Origin of the sequence: Streptomyces sp. NRRL S-37 (assembly GCF_000721605.1) — a bacterium.
Taxonomy (GTDB): Bacteria; Actinomycetota; Actinomycetes; order Streptomycetales; family Streptomycetaceae; genus Streptomyces.
Genome location: NZ_JOIZ01000013.1, coordinates 220675 through 236408 on the forward strand (window position 1 = coordinate 220675; position 15734 = coordinate 236408).

The 15734-nt window shown below is 73.6% G+C and carries 19 protein-coding genes; 14 read left to right on the forward strand and 5 right to left on the reverse strand.

The features are described from left to right. The first annotated feature begins 2 nt into the window (after positions 1-2). The 3 genes from IH50_RS0120010 to IH50_RS0120020 all read left to right on the forward strand — a co-directional run bounded on the left by IH50_RS0120010 (position 3) and on the right by IH50_RS0120020 (position 2187). Complete coding sequence (locus tag IH50_RS0120010) at positions 3-650, forward strand: DUF4232 domain-containing protein (protein ID WP_030863811.1); 648 nt, start codon at positions 3-5, stop codon at positions 648-650. Between the two features lie 370 nt (positions 651-1020). Then, positions 1021-1653, forward strand: a complete 633-nt coding sequence (locus IH50_RS0120015) for a LysE family transporter (RefSeq protein WP_030863813.1) — start codon at positions 1021-1023, stop codon at positions 1651-1653. Between the two features lie 87 nt (positions 1654-1740). Continuing rightward, the gene (locus tag IH50_RS0120020; protein ID WP_030863819.1) at positions 1741-2187 is read left to right on the forward strand and encodes a nitroreductase family deazaflavin-dependent oxidoreductase; all 447 of its coding nucleotides are present in this window, start codon (positions 1741-1743) and stop codon (positions 2185-2187) included. A gap of 61 nt (positions 2188-2248) precedes the next feature. Here the strand turns inward: IH50_RS0120020 and IH50_RS0120025 are convergent, their stop codons facing one another. Further along, the gene (locus tag IH50_RS0120025; RefSeq protein WP_078914040.1) at positions 2249-3214 is read right to left on the reverse strand and encodes a cation diffusion facilitator family transporter; all 966 of its coding nucleotides are present in this window, start codon (positions 3212-3214) and stop codon (positions 2249-2251) included. A 101-nt stretch (positions 3215-3315) separates the two neighbouring features. On the opposite strand from IH50_RS0120025, the gene IH50_RS0120030 reads away from it, so the two are divergent. Next, a complete protein-coding gene (locus IH50_RS0120030; protein ID WP_030863825.1) occupies positions 3316-4344 on the forward strand; it encodes a glutathione S-transferase family protein in 1029 nt (342 codons plus the stop codon). A 41-nt stretch (positions 4345-4385) separates the two neighbouring features. Next, positions 4386-4721, forward strand: coding sequence for a DUF4235 domain-containing protein (locus IH50_RS0120035; RefSeq protein WP_234328206.1), 336 nt, complete (start codon positions 4386-4388; stop codon positions 4719-4721). Positions 4722-4764: 43 nt separating this feature from the next. On the opposite strand, the gene IH50_RS0120040 is transcribed toward IH50_RS0120035, so the two are convergent. Next, positions 4765-5157 carry a VOC family protein gene (locus tag IH50_RS0120040; RefSeq protein WP_030863830.1) on the reverse strand — a complete coding sequence of 131 codons (393 nt, stop codon included), beginning with the start codon at positions 5155-5157 and terminating at the stop codon, positions 4765-4767. Positions 5158-5555: 398 nt separating this feature from the next. Here IH50_RS0120040 and IH50_RS0120045 point away from each other — a divergent pair, with 398 nt between their 5' ends. From IH50_RS0120045 to IH50_RS0120055, 3 genes are all read left to right on the forward strand, one after another. Continuing rightward, complete coding sequence (locus tag IH50_RS0120045; RefSeq protein ID WP_030863833.1) at positions 5556-5936, forward strand: anti-sigma factor antagonist; 381 nt, start codon at positions 5556-5558, stop codon at positions 5934-5936. Between the two features lie 130 nt (positions 5937-6066). Continuing rightward, a complete protein-coding gene (locus IH50_RS0120050) occupies positions 6067-6738 on the forward strand; it encodes a DUF4230 domain-containing protein (RefSeq protein ID WP_030863837.1) in 672 nt (223 codons plus the stop codon). 59 nt (positions 6739-6797) lie between these two features. Beyond that, positions 6798-7343: a VanZ family protein gene (locus tag IH50_RS0120055; protein ID WP_037872570.1), complete on the forward strand. Its 546-nt coding sequence runs from the start codon at positions 6798-6800 to the stop codon at positions 7341-7343. A 4-nt stretch (positions 7344-7347) separates the two neighbouring features. On the opposite strand, the gene IH50_RS0120060 is transcribed toward IH50_RS0120055, so the two are convergent. Further along, positions 7348-7623: a hypothetical protein gene (locus IH50_RS0120060; RefSeq protein ID WP_037872572.1), complete on the reverse strand. Its 276-nt coding sequence runs from the start codon at positions 7621-7623 to the stop codon at positions 7348-7350. Positions 7624-7844: 221 nt separating this feature from the next. Between IH50_RS0120060 and IH50_RS0120065 the strand changes: the two genes are divergently transcribed. The 5 genes from IH50_RS0120065 to IH50_RS0120085 all read left to right on the forward strand — a co-directional run bounded on the left by IH50_RS0120065 (position 7845) and on the right by IH50_RS0120085 (position 12398). After that, a complete protein-coding gene (locus tag IH50_RS0120065; protein ID WP_030863846.1) occupies positions 7845-8501 on the forward strand; it encodes an HAD family hydrolase in 657 nt (218 codons plus the stop codon). An 8-nt stretch (positions 8502-8509) separates the two neighbouring features. Continuing rightward, entirely contained in the window at positions 8510-9721 is a 1212-nt protein-coding gene (locus IH50_RS0120070; RefSeq protein ID WP_107062095.1) for an aromatic acid exporter family protein, read from the forward strand. Between the two features lie 286 nt (positions 9722-10007). After that, positions 10008-10970, forward strand: coding sequence for an SDR family NAD(P)-dependent oxidoreductase (locus IH50_RS0120075; RefSeq protein ID WP_030863854.1), 963 nt, complete (start codon positions 10008-10010; stop codon positions 10968-10970). Positions 10971-11017: 47 nt separating this feature from the next. Continuing rightward, the gene (locus IH50_RS0120080; protein ID WP_030863857.1) at positions 11018-12049 is read left to right on the forward strand and encodes an SDR family oxidoreductase; all 1032 of its coding nucleotides are present in this window, start codon (positions 11018-11020) and stop codon (positions 12047-12049) included. Between the two features lie 67 nt (positions 12050-12116). After that, a complete protein-coding gene (locus IH50_RS0120085; protein ID WP_030863860.1) occupies positions 12117-12398 on the forward strand; it encodes a hypothetical protein in 282 nt (93 codons plus the stop codon). 284 nt (positions 12399-12682) lie between these two features. Here IH50_RS0120085 and IH50_RS0120090 read toward each other — a convergent pair whose 3' ends face one another. Next, entirely contained in the window at positions 12683-13972 is a 1290-nt protein-coding gene (locus tag IH50_RS0120090) for an ROK family transcriptional regulator (RefSeq protein ID WP_030863863.1), read from the reverse strand. Positions 13973-14063: 91 nt separating this feature from the next. Next, positions 14064-15044: a phosphotransferase family protein gene (locus IH50_RS0120095; RefSeq protein ID WP_030863866.1), complete on the reverse strand. Its 981-nt coding sequence runs from the start codon at positions 15042-15044 to the stop codon at positions 14064-14066. A gap of 162 nt (positions 15045-15206) precedes the next feature. Here IH50_RS0120095 and IH50_RS0120100 point away from each other — a divergent pair, with 162 nt between their 5' ends. Continuing rightward, positions 15207-15695 carry an FBP domain-containing protein gene (locus IH50_RS0120100; protein ID WP_030863869.1) on the forward strand — a complete coding sequence of 163 codons (489 nt, stop codon included), beginning with the start codon at positions 15207-15209 and terminating at the stop codon, positions 15693-15695. Positions 15696-15734 lie beyond the last annotated feature (39 nt).

The following is a 15734-nucleotide window of genomic DNA, read 5'->3' on the forward strand; positions in this document are numbered from 1 at the left end:
CCATGGCGAACAGGTCACGGCACGCGACGGCGGTGGCGGCGGGCGCGCTGGCCCTGCTGGGCGCGCTGGCCTCCTGCGGCACCGAGAGCGGAGGCGCGGGCTCTTCGCCGCGGCCCTCCGCGTCCGCCGGACGGCCGGCCGGGGACTCCCCGCACAGCGCCGTCCCGAGCGACGCCGCCGGTTCCACGAACGACCGGTCCCCGGTGTCCGCCGGGCACACGGACCGCCCGGTGTCCCGGTGCCGCACCGCCGAGCTGAGCGCCGCCGTCGGCCGGGTGGACCCGGGTGCGGGCCAGCGCAACTTCCCCGTCGTGCTGACGAACGTCTCCTCCCGCACCTGCACCCTGTACGGCTATCCCGGCGCCGCCTTCGTGGACGCGGCCGGGGAGCGGCTGGGCCGGGACCCGGAGCGCACCCCCGGCGATCCGGCGACCGTCACACTGCGGCCCGGCGCCAGTGCCTGGGCGGGGCTGCGCTACGCGAGCCCCGGCGTCAGCGGCGCCCGTACGGCCACCCCGGCGGCGCTCCTGGTCACCCCACCGGACGAACGGGACCCCTTGAAGGTGCCGTGGAAGGCCGGCGCGGTCCCGGTCTCCGGCAACGCCTCCTCGGTGTTCCTCACGGTGCTTCAGCCGGGCACCGGCCCCTAAGGGGTGTCTGACACTCCCTAAGCCCCCTCGGTGACCGGCGACCGGGTACGGGGTGCGGGGCTGCCGGAGTTCCTCCGGCTCCTCGTCGGTCGGCTCCGGTTCGACGGCGGCCACGGCGTCCTCGATGTGGTGGGGCCTGGCCGCCCCGACGAGGGTGTCGCCAGGGGGAGCGTCCGTGTCGGTGCGCACTCGAAGCCGGGTGCCGGCCCGTCGGTGTCCGGGGCGGAAAACCGATTGCCCGCCCGGGCGGAAGGCCCCAGGATCCTGCCATGCCCGAGAACGCCCTCCCGATGCCGCCGTCCGCCACCGCTCCCGCGGCGGGCCGACAGCGGCAGTCCTGCCTCCGGGGAGGTCCGGCACCGTCGCGCTCATGACGGCCGCCCTGCTCGCGGGGCTGCTCGCCGGCTACGGCATCGCCGTGCCCGTGGGCGCCGTCGGGGCCTACCTGGTCTCCCTCACCGCCCGCACCACCCTGCGCACCGGGATCTGCGCGGCCCTCGGCGTCGCGACGGCCGACGGGCTGTACGCCCTCGCGGCCACGCTCGGCGGTCCGGCCCTCGCGTCGGTGCTGCGGCCGGTCCTGGGGCCGATGCGCTGGGTCTGCGTGGTGGTGCTGCTGGCGCTGGCGGCGTGGGGCGCGGCCGGCGCCGTACGCCGGTACCGGGGCCGGCGGCTCACCGCCCGCCCCGGAGCCGCTCCCCCGGACGCCGGCCGCGCGTTCCTGTCGCTGCTCGGGATCACCCTGCTCAACCCCACCACCGTGATCTACTTCGCGGCGCTGGTGCTCGGCTCGCGGAGCGGTGCGGCCGCCGGGCCGGTGGAGCAGGGCGTGTTCGTGACGGCGGCCTTCGCCGCGTCCGCGAGCTGGCAGGTGCTGCTCGCCGGCGGCGGGGCCCTGCTGGGCCGGGCGCTGACCGGCCACCGGGGCCGGCTGGTGACCGCGCTGGTGGCGAGCGGCGTGATGGCGGCGCTCGCGCTGCGGACGGCGGTGGCGCCCGCCTGACGCCCGGTTCGGATGAATTCGGCGTGCGGTGGTGTTGCAGGAGTGATCGACTCGGTCGCGGTACACGAGAACGACGGGATGGATGCCATGCCCCTGCACGGCGAGTACGAGCCCAGTCCGACCCAGTGGGTGCGTAAACAGGTGGAGTTGTACGAGAGTTCCGGCGGCACGGAGGGGACGACCCTGCAGGGCAGGCCCGTCATCGTGCTGACCAGCCGGGGCGCGAGGAGCGGCAGACTGCGCAAGACCCCGTTGATGCGGGTCGAGCACGCGGGGCGCTACGCGGCGGTCGCCTCGCTGGGCGGCGCGCCCAAGCACCCGGTCTGGTACCACAACGTCAAGGCCGACCCGCGCGTCGAGCTCCAGGACGGGCCGGTCAAGCAGGACATGACGGCCCGTGAGGTCACCGGGGAGGAGAAGGCCGAGTGGTGGAAACGCGCCGTCGCGGCCTTCCCTCCGTACGCCGACTACCAGAAGAAGACGGACCGCGAGATCCCGGTCTTCGTGCTGGAGCCGGACGGACAGCGGGACTGAGCCCCGGAGAATTTCCCGTGTTCCGGTGTGCATGATGCCCCGGGATCCGGGCACGCGTGGTTCAGGCCCCGCCGCGTTCCCCCGTCGCGGCGGGGCTTTCCCATGCCTCCCGCGCCTCCGGGGCCCCGCGCTCGGTGACGTCGAGGAAGATCTGTTCCGCCTCGGGCACCGCACGGGCGACGGCCCGCTTGATGCGTACGGCGACCTCCTCCACCCGCTCGCTGTCCATTCCGGGCACCAGGTCGACGCGGGCCGCCACCAGGGCGGTGTCCAGGCCCGTCTTCATGGTGAAGAGCGCCTCCACGCTGTCGATCTCGGGCTGCTCCCTCAGCAGCTCGCGGATCCGGTCGCTCGCCTCCGGGTCGGCGGCCTCGCCGATCAGCTGGTCGCGGGCGTCGCGGCCGAGCCGGAAGGCGACGTAGACCAGCAGCGCCCCGATGGCGAGCGAGGCGGACGCCTCCCACACCACCTGTCCGGTGATCATGTGCAGCACCATGCCCGCGATGGCCAGGGTGACGCCCACCACCGCGGTGCCGTCCTCGGCGACCACCGTACGCAGCGCCGGATCACGCAGTCCGCTGCCCAGACCGCCCTGCCGGCGCACCTGGTACAGGGCGCGCAGCAGGGAGCCGCCCTCGGCGAGCAGGGCGACGCCGAGCACGACCAGTCCGGCGACATAGCCGTTCAGGTCCTCCTCGCTTCCGCTCCTGAGCGCCTCGACGCCCTGGTAGAACGAGAAACAGCCGCCCATCACGAAGATCCCGACGGCGGCGAGCAGTGACCAGAAGAACCGCTCCTTCCCATAGCCGAACGGGTGACGGCGGTCGGCCGGGCGCCGGCTGCGCCGCAGCGCGGCCAGCAGGAACACCTCGTTCAGGCTGTCGGCGACCGAGTGCGCCGCTTCCGACAGCAACGCGGGCGAGGAGGCGGCCAGTCCGCCGACGGCCTTGGCGACGGCGATCACGAGATTGGCGGCGAGCGCCACCAGGACGGTGATCCGGGTTCTGCGATCCGATCGAGTACTCACCCTCGGCCGATTGCCCCGGTCGGCCCACGTCACACCGTGCCGTCGGCGGAAAACGGGGAACGCGGTCACAGGGACGTACCGACGGCGGGAAGGAGACCATCATGGGCGGCCGCGACGACGGGGGCGGCGGCAACAGCGCGTACGGCAGGAAGGCGTTCAAGCGGTCGAAGGCCCACTTCGCGGACCGGATCACGGCGGACGGGCGGGACGGGTGGCCGGTGGAGGCCGGGCGCTACCGGCTCGTGGTCAGCCGTGCCTGCCCGTGGGCGAGCCGGGCGCTGGTGTCCCGGCGGCTGCTCGGGCTGGAGGACGCGCTCTCCCTGGCCGTCGCGGACCCGGTCCAGGACGACCGGAGCTGGCGCTTCACCCTGGATCCGGACGGCCGCGACCCGGTGCTCGGCATCCGGTACCTGAGCGAGGCGTACGACCGGCGGGAGACGGACTACCCGGGCGGGGTGAGCGTGCCGGCGGTCGTGGACGTGCGGAGCGGCGCACTTGTCACCAACGACTACCAGCGGATCACCCTGGACCTCGCGACGGAGTGGACGGCCCTGCACCGCGAGGGAGCGCCCGACCTGTATCCGCGGGCGCGGCGCGACGAGATCGACGCGGTGGCCCAGGACGTCTTCCAGGACGTCAACAACGGCGTGTACCGGGCGGGGTTCGCCACCGGCCAGGAGGAGTACGAGGCCGCGTGCACGGCGGTGTTCCGGCGGCTGGAGCTGCTGGCGCGGCGGCTGGAGGGGCAGCGGTACCTGGTCGGCGACACCATCACCGAGGCGGACATCCGGCTGTTCACCACGCTGGTGCGGTTCGACGCGGTGTACCACGGTCACTTCAAGTGCAACCGGTGGAAGCTGGCGGAGAACCGGGTGCTGTGGGCGTACGCCCGCGATCTGTACCAGACGCCCGGCTTCGGTGACACCGTGGACTTCGACCACATCAAGCGGCACTACTACCAGGTGCACACCGGTATCAACCCGTCCGGCATCGTGCCCCTCGGTCCCGACCTGGCCGGCTGGACGACGCCCCACCACCGGGAGGAGCTGGGCGGCCGGCCGTTCGGGGACGGCACTCCGCCCGGCCCGGTGCGGGCCGGTGAGGAGGTGCCGGCGCCGGGGCGTCCCTGAGCCGCCCGGTCCTCCCCCACGATCCGTCCACCGACGAGACCATGCAGCCGATCGAGGAGATCCACGTGGCGAAGAAGAGCAAGAAGGCGAAGAAGAAGCTGCCCCTGGCGTACAAGCCGATCGGCTTCGCGCTGGGCTGGACCAGCGGCACCGTGGCGGGGATGGCGTTCCAGAAGACCTGGAAGGTGATCCGGCACGAGGACGACGCGCCGGACGCGCTGGACCGGGACCGCCGCTGGGGCGAGATCCTGCTGGCCGCGGCGATCCAGGGCGCCATCTTCGCGGTGGTGCGCAGTGCCGTGGACCGGGCCGGCGCCAAGGCCATCGAACGCTCCACGGGCACCTGGCCGGTCCCGGACAAGGGTGGTCGCGACTGAGACACCGTACGTACGGCCGGCCCGCCGCCCCCGTGGCGGCGGGTCAGCCCTGTTTGGGCGCCGTCGACCTGCCCCGGCGGACGGTGAAGGAGTGGCCCGCCGGGTCGGCGTAGACGCGTTCCTCGGTGGGTCCCGAGGTGTCGCCCGTCTCCACCTGGCGTCCGCCGAGGCCCACGATCAGGCGTTCCACCGCGTCCGGGTCGTCCACCACGAACTCCAGGTGCGCCTGGAGGGAGTTCTCCGGGCGGGGCCAGCTCGGGGCGGTCGCGTTCATGTCGCGGCGCAGCGCCAGCCGGAAACCGCCGGCGGCCCGGATCTCCACCCGGCCGACGTGGGTGTCGACGTCCTCGGTGGCCAGCAGCTCCTTGTAGAACTGGGCGAGTTTCTCGGGTTCGGCGCAGTCGAGCACCACCACGCCGGCCGTCACCAGGGTCATGTCTCCTCCGCGGGAGTCCGGGCGCGGGGCGCTGCTGCCCCGCCCTGTACGTGATACCTGTCCCCGCTCACCGGATTCAGTCATGTCCACGCGCGGGCGCACACGCCTCGACCGGCTTACGCGGCAACGGCCAACTCACCGCACCGGCAAGGACTTTACCGGGGCGGCGGCCCCGTGGATCACGTTCGTCCGCTGCCGGAAGTGAGGATGACGTCACGCTCCGACGAGGCTCGCCGGGACCGGCCGGCCGGTTCGGAAGAAGTCGGTCGCAATTCGGAGACATATGTCAAACGAACATGCTCAAATGCACTCGTCCGAAGGTAACTTGCAGGGTGTGAACCGGTGTTGGGACCGGTTCGCTCCCCCGTTGCACGGAGCAGGCTGGAGGCGATGGCGTCGTGCGGTACGAACCTGCGCCGCTGACCCGGCATCTGCGCGTCCGCCACGACCGGGGACACACGGTGCTGGAGCTCCGCGGTGAGATCGACATCGCCGCGGCCGCGGAGATCGTTCCGCACCTGGACATGGCGACCGCCGAACCGGACGCCCGGATCGTGATCGACCTGACCCACGTCGAGTTCTTCGACCTCTCCGGGCTGCGCCTGCTGTACCGGGCCCGGCAGCGGATCGCGGACGGATCCGGCCGGCTGCGCCTGGTGTGCGCCCACCCGCTGACCCTGCGCATGCTGCGGATCACCGGGACGTCCCGTCTGCTGCCGCCGTGGCCGACCCTGGACGCGGCCCTGGAACGGCCCGAGGCCCCCTCGGGGCCGGCCTGACCGCCGGGTCCGCGGCCTGCCGCCCACCGTGCGCCCCCGCGTGCTCCCGGTGCGGTCGTCCGTCCCTCGACTTCCTTGTCTGTCCCGGTGGTTGAGGGGCATTCGGTCAGGAGGAAGGAGGGCCGTCACCATGACGACTCCGACGACTCCCGCGAAGGGACCGGTCGCGCGCGTACCCGGATGGGCGAAGGTGCTCGGCGCGGTGGTGCTGCTGCTCGTGGTGCTGTCCGCCGGGATCCGGCTGAGCCTGCTGCCGGGCCTGAAGGACCTGTTCGGCACGGAGACCGAGGACCGCTCCGGGCCCGCGCTGCTGGAGTCCATCCAGGACCTCAGCCGTTACGACGCCGCCTCGGGCAACTTCCAGGTGGTGGTGGACCTGGAGAAGGACGCGAAGTTCCTGCCGGACGCCGTCCGCGGCACCCGCACGCTGTACGTGGGCGCGGGCACCGTCGACGCCTATGTCGACCTCGGGAGGCTGGACGAGGGCGACGTACGGGTCGACGAGGACCGTACGTCCGCCACCCTGCGGCTGCCCCATGCCCGCCTGGGCAAGCCGGCCCTGGACCCCGAGCGCTCCTACGCCGTGTCCAAGCAGCGCGGGCTGCTCGACCGGCTCGGCGACCTCTTCTCGGACAATCCGGGCAGTGAGCAGGCCGTCCAGAAGCTCGCCGTGCGGCACATCGGCGACGCGGCGAAGGAGAGCGGACTCACCACCCGGGCCGAGACCAACACCACGGAGATGCTCGAAGGACTGCTGCGCTCCCTGGGGTTCGAACAGGTGCGGGTCAGCTACGGCGAGTGACCCGCACAGCCGGGGGTAACCGGCATACCACATACGGAAGTTGACGACTGGAGGACAGAATGGCCCGCGCCGTCCCGCATCCGCGCTCCCTGTTCCACCGGCGTCCGCGGCCGTCCGGGCGCGGCACCGCGGAGGGCGGCCCGGGGCGCCCGCTTCCGCTGTTCCCGCGGTTGCTGGCGATGCTGTGCGCCTTCGTGTTCATGGTCGTCTTCGCCGTGGTCCTGGCCCGGCTCACCCTGCACCCCTCCCCCGCCTCGGAGGCGCTGACCCACACCAATCTGCGTCCGGGCCGCTCGCTGAGGGCCTATCTGGACCAGCCCGCGCTGCGTGACGCCGTGCGTCAGGTCGGCGGCAACATCCTGCTCGGTGTGCCCTTCGGGGTGCTCGCGCCGGTCGTCGCACCGCGCACCCGGGGATTCCTGCGGGTACTGGTGCTGACGGCCGTCGTGATGCTGCTGGTGGAGTGCGCGCAGGGCGCCCTGGTGACCGGACGCGCCTTCGACATCGACGACGTCATCCTGAACACCGGCGGGGCGTTGCTCGGTTACCTGCTGGTGGGCCGCCGCCTGAGCCGGGCCGTGCACGCCCGCCGCCCGAAGGCCTGACCCCCTAGGGCCGCTGCTTCTGGCCCGGAGGGGTCCGCGGGGCTCCGCGCAGGGTCCAGGTGAACTTGTCGCCGCCCACCCAGCGGACCACGTCCGGGTCGTCCAGGTCGTGGACCGTGATCCCGAACGCGGCGGCGGCGTGCAGCACGTCGGTGACGGTCCTCGCCTCGCCGACCACCTCTCCGTCGATCTCCACGATCCGGAACGGCGGAGTCCCGGGCTGTACCCCGAGCACCATGATCCGCGGGTGCGACATGTACGGGCTCGCGCTTTCGGTCATGCATCGAGGGTAGAGCGCAAACGGGACGAACGCGGCGTACGGGTCCGCCGCCGGTCGTCGCCCGCCGGGCACGGCGGGGAAGGCGACGGCCCGGGCGGCCTCACGGACGTCACCGGGACGGCGGGTCCCCGGGTGCGTCCGGGTGCGGGAGTGCGGGGTGCCGTCGGAGTGGCGGGCGGCTGAGGTGGTACCCGTACCGCCCCCTCAAGGAAGGATCACGTATGGAACGGGCTGCCGTGTTCGACGTCGACGGCACTCTGGTCGACACCAACCATCTGCATGTGACGGCCTGGTGGGAGGCCTTCCGGCAGGCGGGGCACCGGGTGCCGATGCACGCCGTCCACCGGGCCGTGGGGCTGCCCTCCTCCGACCTGGTCGCCCATCTGCTGGGCGAGGACCGGGACACCGGCCGCGACGACGAGCTGAGCGCGGCGCACAAGGCGCTGTACGGGCAGTACTTCGACCGGCTGCCCGCGCTGCCGGACGCCGGCCGGCTGCTGGAGCGGCTGCACCGGGACGGCTGGACGGTGGTGCTCGCCACCTCGGCGGGCGGTGCCGAGCTGAGCGCGCTGCGCCGGGCGATCGACGCGGACGAGGCGATCGCCGCGACGGCGAGCGCCGACGACGTGTCGGAGGGCAAACCCGCGCCGGAGCCCGTCGAGCACGCCCTGGAGCTGGCGGGGGTGCCCGCGGAACGGGCGGTGTTCGTCGGGGACACGGTGTGGGACATGCGGGCGGGCGTCCGCGCCGGGGTGCGCTGCGTGGGCGTGCTGTGCGGCGGCATCCCGCGCGCCGACCTGGAGGAGGCCGGCGCGGACGCGGTCTACGCCGGTCCGGCGGATCTGCTGGCGTCCCTGTCGGACAGCCCGCTGGCATGACGCGAGACATGACACGGGTGCGGGAAAGGACCGGACGGGGCGACGCCGTGGGGCGGACGGCCCCGGTGACACGGGTGCGGGACGCCCTGCGGTGGGACGCGCGGTCCGTCGGCCGCGCGGCACGGGCCGCGTGGCGGGGGCCGGGACGGGAGCGGGACCTGCTAGTCCAGTCGCTGAAGGCCGCCGCGGCGGCCCTGCTGGCCTGGCTGCTGGCGCGGGTGTGGCTCGACGACCCGATGGCCCTGATGGCGCCCTGGGTGGCGCTGGTCCTGGTGCAGGCCACCGTCTACAGCTCGCTGATGCAGGCGGCGCGGCAGTTCACGGCGATCTGCGTGGGAGCCCTCGTGGCGTCGGGGGCGCAGGCGGTCACCGGCGACACCACGGGCGCCCTGGCGCTGTCCGTGCCGGTGCTGGTGCTGCTGTCGAACTGGCCGCGCTTCGGCGACCAGGGCATCTACGCCGCCACCACGGCCGTCTTCACCATCGCCACGGGAACGGTGAGCGCGGTCGCCGTCGGGCACCGGCTGGGGCAGGCGGCGCTCGGCGCGGTCATCGGTGTCGCCGTCAACGCGCTGGTCCTGCCGCCGATCCATCTGCGGGACGTACGGGAGAACCTGGCGGCGCTCGCCCGTGAGGCGGGGGACGTGCTGCACGCCGTCGCCGGGGATCTGCGCGGGGGCGAGTGGGACGCGCAGACCGCCGCGGACCGGCTCGGCGACGCGGCGCGGCTGCAGAGCCGTCTGGAGGCGCTGCGCTCGGCCCGCGGCTGGAGCAAGGAGAGCCTGCGGCTGACCTCGGGCGTCCTGCGCGCCCTGTACCGGGCGCCGACGGAGGCGCTGCCGCCGGAGGACGAGGACGAGCGGTTCAGCCGTGTCACCGGACACCTCACGGCGCTGGCCCGCACGCTCGCGGTGGCCGCCGACGAGGAGCGTACGCCCGCCGCACCGGACGCCGCGGTGCTGGGCTGCTACGCGGAACTGCTGGAGCTGCTCGGCGACGTCTGCCACGCGGAGGCGGGCCGGCTGCTGGGCGGCACGCGCGTGGACACCCTCCTGGACGAGCGGACCGAGGCGGTGATGCGGGAGCTGCACGGACGGCTCCAGGACGGGCTGCGCGAACAGGCAGGGCAGGGCGCCGCGCGGACGGCCGTCCTGGGCACACTGGTGCTCCAGGCCGAGAACCTCTGGGCCGACCTCGACAGCGGCGCCCGGAGCCGGTGACACACGTCACGCCCGTGAACGGCCGGACGCGGAACACCCGGGGGTGGTTCTCCGTTGAACAGACCGTGGGTGCGGACGGGACAGTGTCCCCGGGCCTCACCATTCGCCCACAGGGACGATCGTCCGGCTGAAGCCCTGTGGAGCCCCTCGCCGAGAGGCGACCGCCGTGCGCGCCCACCACCGAGCCGCCCCGGCCGTGATTCCCCCGTCGCGGCCGGGGCTTCCTCTTGCCCCGCTCCGGGCGTCGCTTGACTTCGAGAGCGCTCCAATCCGTAGCGTGACGGACATGAACGACAACAGCGGCGCACAGCACCCCATCGGCTCGGGCTTCGGCGCCCGCAGCACCGCGGACGACGTCCTCGAGGGAATCGACCTGACCGGACGGCTCGCGCTGGTCACCGGCGGCTACTCCGGACTCGGCCTGGAGACCACCCGCGCCCTCGTCAAGGCCGGCGCCCGGGTCGTCGTCCCCGCACGCCGCCCCGGCTCCGCGCGGGAGGCGCTGGACGGCCTGGAGCGCGTCGAGGTGTCCGAGCTGGACCTCGGCGACCTGGAGAGCGTGCGCGCGTTCGCCGACCGTTTCCTGGCGTCGGGGCGGACCCTGGACATCGTGATCGGCAGCGCGGGGATCATGGCCTGCCCCGAGACCCGGGTCGGGCCCGGCTGGGAGGCCCAGTTCGCCACCAACCACCTCGGGCACTTCGCCCTCGTCAACCGCCTGTGGCCGGCCGTCGAGCCCGGCGGCGCCCGCGTGGTGTCCGTCTCCTCGCGCGGGCACCACGCCTGCGGCATCCGCTGGGACGACGTCCACTGGGAGCGCGGCTACGACAAGTGGGAGGCGTACGGGCAGGCGAAGACCGCCAACGTGCTGTTCGCCGTGCACCTCGACCGCCTCGCCCGGGACCGCGGCGTCCGTGCCTTCTCCCTCCACCCGGGCGGCATCCTCACCCCGCTCCAGCGGCATCTGCCCCGGCAGGAGATGGTGGACCGGGGCTGGATCGACGAGCAGGGCAACCCGCTGAACCCCGAGGGTTTCAAGACCCCGCAGCAGGGCGCGGCCACCCAGGTCTGGGCCGCCACCTCGCCGCGGCTGGACGGCATGGGCGGGCTCTATCTGGAGGACTGCGACGTCGCCGGGCCGGCCGACGGCGGGCGCACCGGGGTCAAGGACTGGGCGGTCGACCCGGAGCAGGCGGCCCGCCTGTGGGAACTCTCGGCCCGTCTGACGGGCGTGAACGCCTTCGCGTGAGGGGTACTCGGCCGGTTCCGCGGAGCAGCGGCCGAGAGGAGCGGAAGGTGAGCAGCACAGCGGGCAGGAGGGTCGTCGTCACGGGCGCCACCGGCAACGTCGGGACCAGCGTGGTGCGGGTCCTCTCGCGGGAACCGGAGGTCGGCTCCGTGCGGGGCCTGGCACGGCGGGTCCCCGACCTGTCGCTCCCGAAGACCGAGTGGTCGGCGGTGGACCTGGCCTCGGACCGGTCCGATCTCGTCGGGGAGTTCGCCGGCGCGGACGCGGTGATCCACCTGGCGTGGGCGTTCCAGCCGACGCACGATCCGGCGGCCACCTGGCGCACCAATGTGCTGGGCGGTATGCGGGTGTTCGACGCGGTGGCCGAGGCGGGGGTGCCGGCGCTGGTGCACGCCTCGTCGGTGGGGGCGTACTCGCCGGGCCCGAAGGACCACGCGGTGGACGAGTCGTGGCCCACGCACGGCTGGCCGGACGCCGCGTACTGCCGGGAGAAGGCGTACCTGGAGCGGGCGCTGGACACGTTCGAGCGCGATCATCCGGGGACACGGGTGGTACGGATGCGGCCCGCGTTCCTCTTCAAGCGGGAGTCGGGGAGCGAGCAGCGCCGTATCTTCGGCGGCCGTTTCCTGCCGGGTCAGCTCGCACGGCCCGATCTGCTGCCCGTCCTCCCGGACGTCCCGGGGCTGCGGGTGCAGGCGCTGCACACCGACGACGCGGCCCACGCCTACCGGCTGGCCGTGCTGTCCGCCGGGGCGCGGGGCGCCTTCAACCTCGCCGCGGAGCCGACGGTCGACGCGGAGCTGCTCGGGGAGATGCTCGGGACGCGCCGGGTACGGCTGCCGCGTACCGCCGCCCGCTCGGCGGTCGCCGCCGCGTGGGGGCTGCGGCTGCTGCCGGCGTCGCCGCATCTGTTCGACGCCGTGCTGAGGCTGCCGCTGATGGACTGCACGCGTGCGCGCGTGGAGCTCGGCTGGCGGCCGGAGCACACGGCGACGCAGGTGGTGGAGGAGTTCCTGCTGGGCATGGAACAGGGCGCCGGGGAGGACACGGAACCGATGCGGGGCCGCAAGGTCGGCTGAGCACGAGGTTTCACCGGTCCGCGCGGAGGTACCCGCGAGGGTCGCGTACGAACGAAGGGAGAGCGCCGTGACCGACCACCGCCTCGAAGGACCCGGCGAGAACGGCGCCGGTGTCCCCCGCGACCTGCCCGACCAGCAGGCCGGCCCCGGTGAGGACCCCTGGGAGGTCGCGCCCGCCGCGGCGGAGCGGGAGAGCGGGAAGAAGGCCGGCGAGCCGGAGGAACCCGCGTCCGGCGAGGCCGGGTCCGACGTGCCGGACACGGACGAGGCCGGCACCGGCCGGCAGGGCGCCCCGCACTCGGCGTCCGCCAACCCGGAACAGCCCGTGCCGGACGAATCCTCCGCGTGACCGGGCCGTGCGGGGCGGCGGCGTGCACGTCACACATGGCCGCCCCGCCACGCAGGGCCGTAGAGCCGGGCTCCTGGGGGCGTCGTTCGGATCGTGCCGGGGTCGCGGCCCCTGGCACGCGCTCCCCGGAGGGGGACTCCAGCGGCGTTGTCGCCGGTTCTCGGCTCCCCCACACCCTGCTTTCACTCGAGCAAGAAGACCCCTGCGCGGGTGGGCCCCATCGCCCCGCTCGACTCGGCTGCGGGGTGCCGTCGCCTGAGGCCGTCCGGCCCGAGCGACACCCCCTAGCGCGGGGTGCGTTCCTGGAGGGCCGTGTGCCAGGCGGGCGGCGGGGACTGCGGGTCCGGGTCGGGGCGGCGGCCGCCGCGGGTGAAGAAGTCGGCGAGCGGCAGGATCGCGGCGCCGACGGTGACCGCGTCGGGGCCGAGGCGGCCCAGTTCGATCGTCACCTTCTCGGCCGGGTGGCGCAGCGCGTACGACAGGGCGTGCCGGTGCACGGCCGGCAGGAACCGGGCGCCGAGCTGGAGGCCGGCCCAGCCGCCCATGAGGATGCGCTCGGGCTGGAAGAGGTTGATCAGGTCGGACAGGCCCGCGCCCAGGTACTCGGCGGTCTCCTCCAGTACGGCGAGCGCGACGGGATCGGGGGCGCTGTCGTCGGCCGGGTAGGCGGCGGCGAGCATCGCCGTCAGCGCCGTCTCCTCGTCCGTGCCCCCGGGCACCCGGCCGCCCTCCTCGCGCCACCGGGCGAGCAGTGACTCGGCGCCCGCGTACGCCTCCAGGCAGCCGAGCGCGCCGCAGCGGCAGCGGCGTCCCCTGACCCGTACGGTCAGGTGCCCCCATTCGACCGCCCGGCCGTGTTCCACCTCGGGCGTGACCAGGCAGGCGCCGACGCCGGAGCCGAAGAGGACGACGAGGGCGTTGCGGGCGCCGCGTCCGGCGCCGAACCACATCTCGGCCTGGCCGAGGGTCTTGGCGCCGTTGTCGATGAAGTACGGCACCGTCTCGGGCAGCGGGGACCCGGCGCGCAGCAGGGACTCCAGGGGGACGGCGTCCCAGCCGATGGTCTGGCCGTGCACGACGGCGCCCCGGTCGGGGGTGTGCTCGACGATGCCGGGGACGCCGATGCCGACGCCGAGCAGCCGCTCGGGGGCGAGACCGGCACCGGCGAGCACCTCGGCGATGCCGGAGCGGATGTGGTCGACGATGACCTCGACCTCGTAGCGCTGCTGCTCCAGCGGGCGCTGTGCGCGGGCGAGCTCGGTGAGGGTCAGGTCGAACAGTTCGACGCGGACCCGGGTCTCGCCCACGTCGACGCCGATCATGTGGCCGCTGACCGGTGCCACCCGCAGCAGGGTGCGCGGACGGCCGCCGTCGGAGTCGACACTGCCGGCCTCCTCCACGAGGCCGTCGGCGACCAGGTCCGCGACGACGTTGCTCACCGATCCGGAGCTGAGCCCGGTCGCGGGGCCGAGCTCGAAGCGGCTCAGCGGGCCGTCGAAGTACAGCCGCTGCAGCACGGCCGTGCGGTTGGCCCGCCTGAGGTCGCGCACCGTGCGCCCGTTCCGCCCCGCCATGTGGCTCCTTCCGAAACCCTGCCCGACCTGCAACATACCGCCGGGAACCGGCCGGGCGCGACTTTTCAGCACCCTTATTTCATGATGTGAACTAACAGGGTTCGCCGATGTCGTCCAACGCGGCCTCCAGCTCCGGGGCGACGGTGGCCTGAAGCCATCGTCCGTGTTCGTCCCCGCTCGCCCGCGGAACCGTCTCGGTGAGCATGATCAGGTAGAGGTAGGCGCGGTAGAGGGCGAGCCGGACACGGGCCGCCGCGTCGAGGACGGCCCGGCCCCCGGCCTGCCCGTATCCGGCGAGAAACGCCTCGTCCGTGCTGATGTCGCCGAGCAGCGCCAGGGAGACGAAGTCGGCGAGCGGGTCGCCCCAGAACATGCGCTCCCCGTCGATGATCCCGCCGATCCGGGCCTCCCCCGCCGGCGTGCGCTCCACCAGGATGTTGCCCGGCCAGAGGTCGAAATGGACAAGGACCGGCACGGTGACCTCGTCGAGCGCCCCGGCGGCGGCACGGATCATGGAGGCCACCTCGTCGACGGGGCGCGGCAGCCGGGCGCCGTAGTCCCGGGCGTCGGCGAGGACGGCGTCGGTCATCGCGGTGAACGCGGTCCGCCAGTCGGGGGCGAGCGGGCCGAGGGCGCCGGACGGGTAGCCGAAACCCGGTCCGGTCACCCGGTGCAGCCGGGCCACCTGACGGCCGAGCTCCCTGCGCAGCGCCGCCCGCTCCCCGCCGGCCGGCTCCACCCGCGTCCAGGGCTCACCCGGACAGGCGGTCATCAGCAGGTACGGTACGGAGGTGTCACCGCCGAGGGACACGGCGCGCGGGGCGGGTACACCGGCCTCGGCGGCCCCGGCGCAGAAGTCCGCCTCGGAGACGAGCAGGCGCCGCTCGTGCCGGAGACCGGGGGCGGCGGGCGCGGGCGGGACCTTGAGCACATAGCGGCCGCCGTCAGTGAGGAGGAGTTCCTCGACGGTGTTGTACGTACCTCCGCTCAGCGGGCGCACCCCGGCGAGCGCGCCGGGCGGCAGTCCCGCCTCCGCGAGCACCCGGCGGGCCCGCTCCCAGGAGTCCCCCATCGTCCCTGCCCCTCCCCTTCGGCGACTGCGGTACAGCCTACGGAACGCACCGGGCCACGGTCCCCGGGAAAAATCGCTGGCTCCCCCGACGCCGGATATCTACCCTGATCCAGAAACCTAGACCCCCTAGGTTTCGAAAGAGCACGCCAGGAGACGACCCCCATGAGAGCACTCACCGAGCAGGACATCCGCAGTTCGTTCATCAACTGCTCGAAGGGTGAGGCCAAGCGGCTGGCCGTACCACGCGACCTTGGCGAACGCCCCTGGGACGATCTCGACTTCCTGGGCTGGCGCGATCCGGGCGCACCCGACCGCAGCTATCTCGTCACCGAGCGGGAGGACCGTCTCGTCGGGGTGGCCATGCGCTTCCAGCCGGCCCAGCGCGGCTTCCTGCACCGCAGCATGTGCTCCCTGTGCCTGACGACCCATCCGCGCGGCGGTGTCGCCCTGATGACCGCACGCAAGGCGGGCCCGGCCGGCCGCGAGGGCAACTCGGTCGGCGCCTACATGTGCACCGACCTCGCCTGCTCCCTCTATCTGCGCGGCGTGAAGGTCCCGGAGACCGGTGCCCGCTTCGAGGAGAGCCTCACCCTGGAGGAGCAGATCGCCCGTACCAGGGGCAACCTGTTCGCCTTCCTCGACAAGCTGTAGGCCCGGCCCGGCTGTCCTCCGGGTGACTGCTGTCGCAGG

Excerpts from the sequence above, each read along its gene's own strand:
- IH50_RS0120040 (WP_030863830.1), bottom strand. The coding sequence starts at position 5,157 with ATGACCCTGGTGACGGCCGGCGTGGTGGTGCTCGACTGCGCCGAACCC.
- IH50_RS0120030 (WP_030863825.1), top strand. The coding sequence starts at position 3,316 with ATGGGCGGCCGCGACGACGGGGGCGGCGGCAACAGCGCGTACGGCAGG.
- IH50_RS0120050 (WP_030863837.1), top strand. The coding sequence starts at position 6,067 with ATGACGACTCCGACGACTCCCGCGAAGGGACCGGTCGCGCGCGTACCC.
- IH50_RS0120035 (WP_234328206.1), top strand. The coding sequence starts at position 4,386 with ATGCAGCCGATCGAGGAGATCCACGTGGCGAAGAAGAGCAAGAAGGCG.
- IH50_RS0120060 (WP_037872572.1), bottom strand. The coding sequence starts at position 7,623 with ATGACCGAAAGCGCGAGCCCGTACATGTCGCACCCGCGGATCATGGTG.
- IH50_RS0120070 (WP_107062095.1), top strand. The coding sequence starts at position 8,510 with ATGACACGGGTGCGGGAAAGGACCGGACGGGGCGACGCCGTGGGGCGG.
- IH50_RS0120100 (WP_030863869.1), top strand. The coding sequence starts at position 15,207 with ATGAGAGCACTCACCGAGCAGGACATCCGCAGTTCGTTCATCAACTGC.
- IH50_RS0120075 (WP_030863854.1), top strand. The coding sequence starts at position 10,008 with ATGAACGACAACAGCGGCGCACAGCACCCCATCGGCTCGGGCTTCGGC.
- IH50_RS0120095 (WP_030863866.1), bottom strand. The coding sequence starts at position 15,044 with ATGGGGGACTCCTGGGAGCGGGCCCGCCGGGTGCTCGCGGAGGCGGGA.
- IH50_RS0120055 (WP_037872570.1), top strand. The coding sequence starts at position 6,798 with ATGGCCCGCGCCGTCCCGCATCCGCGCTCCCTGTTCCACCGGCGTCCG.
- IH50_RS0120090 (WP_030863863.1), bottom strand. The coding sequence starts at position 13,972 with ATGGCGGGGCGGAACGGGCGCACGGTGCGCGACCTCAGGCGGGCCAAC.
- IH50_RS0120065 (WP_030863846.1), top strand. The coding sequence starts at position 7,845 with ATGGAACGGGCTGCCGTGTTCGACGTCGACGGCACTCTGGTCGACACC.
- IH50_RS0120010 (WP_030863811.1), top strand. The coding sequence starts at position 3 with ATGGCGAACAGGTCACGGCACGCGACGGCGGTGGCGGCGGGCGCGCTG.
- IH50_RS0120015 (WP_030863813.1), top strand. The coding sequence starts at position 1,021 with ATGACGGCCGCCCTGCTCGCGGGGCTGCTCGCCGGCTACGGCATCGCC.
- IH50_RS0120020 (WP_030863819.1), top strand. The coding sequence starts at position 1,741 with ATGCCCCTGCACGGCGAGTACGAGCCCAGTCCGACCCAGTGGGTGCGT.